This is a genomic window from Pseudoalteromonas sp. S558, assembly GCF_005886635.1.
Lineage (GTDB): Bacteria > Pseudomonadota > Gammaproteobacteria > Enterobacterales > Alteromonadaceae > Pseudoalteromonas > Pseudoalteromonas aliena.
The window spans coordinates 1-4964 of record NZ_PNDU01000114.1 but is presented as its reverse complement, the minus strand read 5'-3'; the positions used below and the strand labels follow the sequence as shown (position 1 = coordinate 4964).

Below are 4964 nucleotides of genomic sequence, written 5' to 3'. Positions count from 1 at the left end.
ACGCTACGCGCTAAGAGTCACCTCTTGAATTTGGAAAATATCTGATAATATTTTTTAAGTCTTTCTAAGTAATATCTACTTTAGTCATATTAACTTCTTCGCTTGTTTCACTATCACATAAAACGCGTTTGGCGTTGTATGGTTAAGCCTCACGGGTAATTAGTACAAGTTAGCTTAATGGCTCACACCACTTCCACATCTTGCCTATCAACGTTGTAGTCTTCAACGGCCCTTCAGAGACTTTAAAAGTCTAGTGAGAACTCATCTCGAGGCCTGCTTCGCGCTTAGATGCTTTCAGCGCTTATCAGTTCCGAACGTAGCTACCGGGCAATGCCATTGGCATGACAACCCGAACACCAGCGGTTCGTTCACTCCGGTCCTCTCGTACTAGGAGCAACCCCTCTCAATTCTCAAACGCCCACGGCAGATAGGGACCGAACTGTCTCACGACGTTCTAAACCCAGCTCGCGTACCACTTTAAATGGCGAACAGCCATACCCTTGGGACCGACTTCAGCCCCAGGATGTGATGAGCCGACATCGAGGTGCCAAACACCGCCGTCGATATGAACTCTTGGGCGGTATCAGCCTGTTATCCCCGGAGTACCTTTTATCCGTTGAGCGATGGCCCTTCCATTCAGAACCACCGGATCACTATGACCTACTTTCGTACCTGCTCGACGTGTCTGTCTCGCAGTTAAGCTGGCTTCTACCATTACACTAACCGTACGATGTCCGACCGTACTTAGCCAACCTTCGTGCTCCTCCGTTACTCTTTAGGAGGAGACCGCCCCAGTCAAACTACCCACCAGGCACTGTCCGTAACCCCGATTCAGGGGCCAACGTTAGAACATCAAAACTACAAGGGTGGTATTTCAAGGTTGACTCCACAACAACTAGCGTCGCTGCTTCAAAGTCTCCCACCTATCCTACACATGTAGGTTCAATGTTCAGTGCCAAGCTGTAGTAAAGGTTCACGGGGTCTTTCCGTCTAGCCGCGGGTACACAGCATCTTCACTGCGATTTCAATTTCACTGAGTCTCGGGTGGAGACAGCGTGGCCATGGTTACACCATTCGTGCAGGTCGGAACTTACCCGACAAGGAATTTCGCTACCTTAGGACCGTTATAGTTACGGCCGCCGTTTACCGGGGCTTCGATCAAGAGCTTCTCCCTAAGGATAACCCCATCAATTAACCTTCCGGCACCGGGCAGGTGTCACACCGTATACGTCATCTTGCGATTTTGCACAGTGCTGTGTTTTTAATAAACAGTCCCAGCCACCTGGTCACTGCGGCTCCCGTCCGCTTAGAGAGCAAGTCTCATCACAGATAGGAGCGTACCTTCTCCCGAAGTTACGGTACGATTTTGCCTAGTTCCTTCACCCGAGTTCTCTCAAGCGCCTTAGTATTCTCTACCTGACCACCTGTGTCGGTTTGGGGTACGATTCCATATAATCTGAAGCTTAGAGGCTTTTCCTGGAAGTATGGCATCAGCAACTTCATCACCGTAGTGACTCGTCTCGTGTCTCAGGTTTAGTGTTCGTCCGGATTTACCTAAACAAACGCCCTACTCACTTTCACATAGACTACCAACGCTATGCTTGCTTAGCCTGCTCCGTCCCCCCATCGCAATTATATCGAGTACAGAAATATTAATCTGTTTCCCATCGACTACGCCTTTCGGCCTCGCCTTAGGGGTCGACTTACCCTACCCTGATTAACATGGGATAGGAACCCTTGGTCTTCCGGCGTGGGAGTTTTTCACTCCCATTATCGTTACTCATGTCAGCATTCGCACTTCTGATACCTCCAGCATACCTCCCGGTACACCTTCAACGGCTTACAGAACGCTCCCCTACCACTCAGAATAAATTCTGAATCCGCAGCTTCGGTGCATAGTTTAGCCCCGTTACATCTTCCGCGCAGACCGACTCGACCAGTGAGCTATTACGCTTTCTTTAAAGGATGGCTGCTTCTAAGCCAACCTCCTGGCTGTCTGGGCCTTTCCACATCGTTTCCCACTTAACTATGACTTTGGGACCTTAGCTGGCGGTCTGGGTTGTTTCCCTCTTCACGACGGACGTTAGCACCCGCCGTGTGTCTCCCGGATATTACTTTACGGTATTCGGAGTTTGCAAAGGGTTGGTAAGTCGGGATGACCCCCTAGCCTTAACAGTGCTCTACCCCCGTAAGTATTCGTCCGAGGCTCTACCTAAATAGATTTCGGGGAGAACCAGCTATCTCCCGGTTTGATTAGCCTTTCACTCCTAGCCACAGGTCATCCCCTAACTTTTCAACGTTAGTGGGTTCGGTCCTCCAGTTGATGTTACTCAACCTTCAACCTGCCCATGGCTAGATCACCGGGTTTCGGGTCTATACCTTGCAACTAGTCGCCCAGTTAAGACTCGGTTTCCCTACGGCTACCCTATTCGGTTAACCTCGCTACAAAATATAAGTCGCTGACCCATTATACAAAAGGTACGCAGTCACCCAACAAGTGGGCTCCTACTGCTTGTACGTACACGGTTTCAGGTTCTATTTCACTCCCCTCACAGGGGTTCTTTTCGCCTTTCCCTCACGGTACTGGTTCACTATCGGTCAGTTGGGAGTATTTAGCCTTAGATGATGGTCCACCTATATTCAGTCAAAGTTTCACGTGCTCCGACCTACTCGATTTCACTTAAAATGTCTTTTCATGTACGGGACTATCACCCTGTATCGTGGCGCTTTCCAGCAGCCTTCCATTAACACATAATAAGCTTAAGGGCTGTTCCGATTTCGCTCGCCGCTACTTTCGGAATCTCGGTTGATTTCTTTTCCTACGGGTACTTAGATGTTTCAGTTCTCCGCGTTCGCCTCGTTAACCTATGTATTCAGTTAACGATACCTGCAAGCAGGTGGGTTTCCCCATTCGGAAATCCTAGTCTCAAGTGCTTTTTACTAGCTTGACTAGGCTTATCGCAAGTTAATACGTCCTTCATCGCCTCCAACTGCCAAGGCATCCACCGTGTACGCTTAGTCACTTAACCATACAACCCAAACGGGTCTTTGTTTTGTGACAGTTTAACTTCGCCAGAAGTCAATATTGAATACTAAAGTAGATACCAATCAATCAACTCATAAGAGTTAACTAAATGGCACTGAATGGTACTGCTACCATTCTTTTTTTACTTTTGAAAACTCTTGATAAATACAATGTATCTATCAGAATTTTATTATCAGCTTTTCCAAATTTTTAAAGAGCATATTAATTAGTTATCCCAAAGGGACAAGCACTAATTAACAATCATCTGTGTGGACACTACGAACAAATAAGTTCTAAATCGTATAAGGAGGTGATCCAGCCCCAGGTTCCCCTAGGGCTACCTTGTTACGACTTCACCCCAGTCATGAATCACTCCGTGGTAAACGTCCTCCCGAGGGTTAGACTATCTACTTCTGGAGCAACCCACTCCCATGGTGTGACGGGCGGTGTGTACAAGGCCCGGGAACGTATTCACCGCGTCATTCTGATACGCGATTACTAGCGATTCCGACTTCATGGAGTCGAGTTGCAGACTCCAATCCGGACTACGACGCACTTTAAGTGATTCGCTTACCTTCGCAGGTTCGCAGCACTCTGTATGCGCCATTGTAGCACGTGTGTAGCCCTACACGTAAGGGCCATGATGACTTGACGTCGTCCCCACCTTCCTCCGGTTTATCACCGGCAGTCTCCTTAGAGTTCTCAGCATTACCTGCTAGCAACTAAGGATAGGGGTTGCGCTCGTTGCGGGACTTAACCCAACATCTCACAACACGAGCTGACGACAGCCATGCAGCACCTGTATCAGAGTTCCCGAAGGCACCAAACCATCTCTGGTAAGTTCTCTGTATGTCAAGTGTAGGTAAGGTTCTTCGCGTTGCATCGAATTAAACCACATGCTCCACCGCTTGTGCGGGCCCCCGTCAATTCATTTGAGTTTTAACCTTGCGGCCGTACTCCCCAGGCGGTCTACTTAATGCGTTAGCTTTGAAAAACAAGTCCGAGGACCCGAGCTTCTAGTAGACATCGTTTACGGCGTGGACTACCGGGGTATCTAATCCCGTTTGCTCCCCACGCTTTCGTACATGAGCGTCAGTGTTGACCCAGGTGGCTGCCTTCGCCATCGGTATTCCTTCAGATCTCTACGCATTTCACCGCTACACCTGAAATTCTACCACCCTCTATCACACTCTAGTTTGCCAGTTCGAAATGCAGTTCCCAGGTTGAGCCCAGGGCTTTCACATCTCGCTTAACAAACCGCCTGCGTACGCTTTACGCCCAGTAATTCCGATTAACGCTCGCACCCTCCGTATTACCGCGGCTGCTGGCACGGAGTTAGCCGGTGCTTCTTCTGTCAGTAACGTCACAGCTAGCAGGTATTAACTACTAACCTTTCCTCCTGACTGAAAGTGCTTTACAACCCGAAGGCCTTCTTCACACACGCGGCATGGCTGCATCAGGCTTGCGCCCATTGTGCAATATTCCCCACTGCTGCCTCCCGTAGGAGTCTGGGCCGTGTCTCAGTCCCAGTGTGGCTGATCATCCTCTCAAACCAGCTAGGGATCGTCGCCTTGGTGAGCCATTACCTCACCAACTAGCTAATCCCACTTGGGCCAATCTAAAGGCGAGAGCCGAAGCCCCCTTTGGTCCGTAGACATTATGCGGTATTAGCAGTCGTTTCCAACTGTTGTCCCCCACCTCAAGGCATGTTCCCAAGCATTACTCACCCGTCCGCCGCTCGTCAGCAAAGTAGCAAGCTACTCTCTGTTACCGCTCGACTTGCATGTGTTAGGCCTGCCGCCAGCGTTCAATCTGAGCCATGATCAAACTCTTCAATTAAAAAGTTTTATGTCTTTCGACAGCTCAATGAATTCTGAATTTATTTTAATATCTTTCGATATTGAATTGACTGTGCCGAATAATTACCGAAATAACTATT

Annotated in this window: 2 rRNA genes; both read right to left on the bottom strand. The window is 48.9% G+C overall.

From position 1 onward, the window contains the following. Positions 1-138: 138 nt before the first annotated feature. Positions 139-3029, bottom strand: a 23S ribosomal RNA gene (locus tag CWB66_RS09115). A gap of 299 nt (positions 3030-3328) precedes the next feature. Further along, a 16S ribosomal RNA gene (locus CWB66_RS09110) occupies positions 3329-4864 on the bottom strand. Together the 16S and 23S rRNA genes form the textbook arrangement of a ribosomal RNA operon. Positions 4865-4964 lie beyond the last annotated feature (100 nt).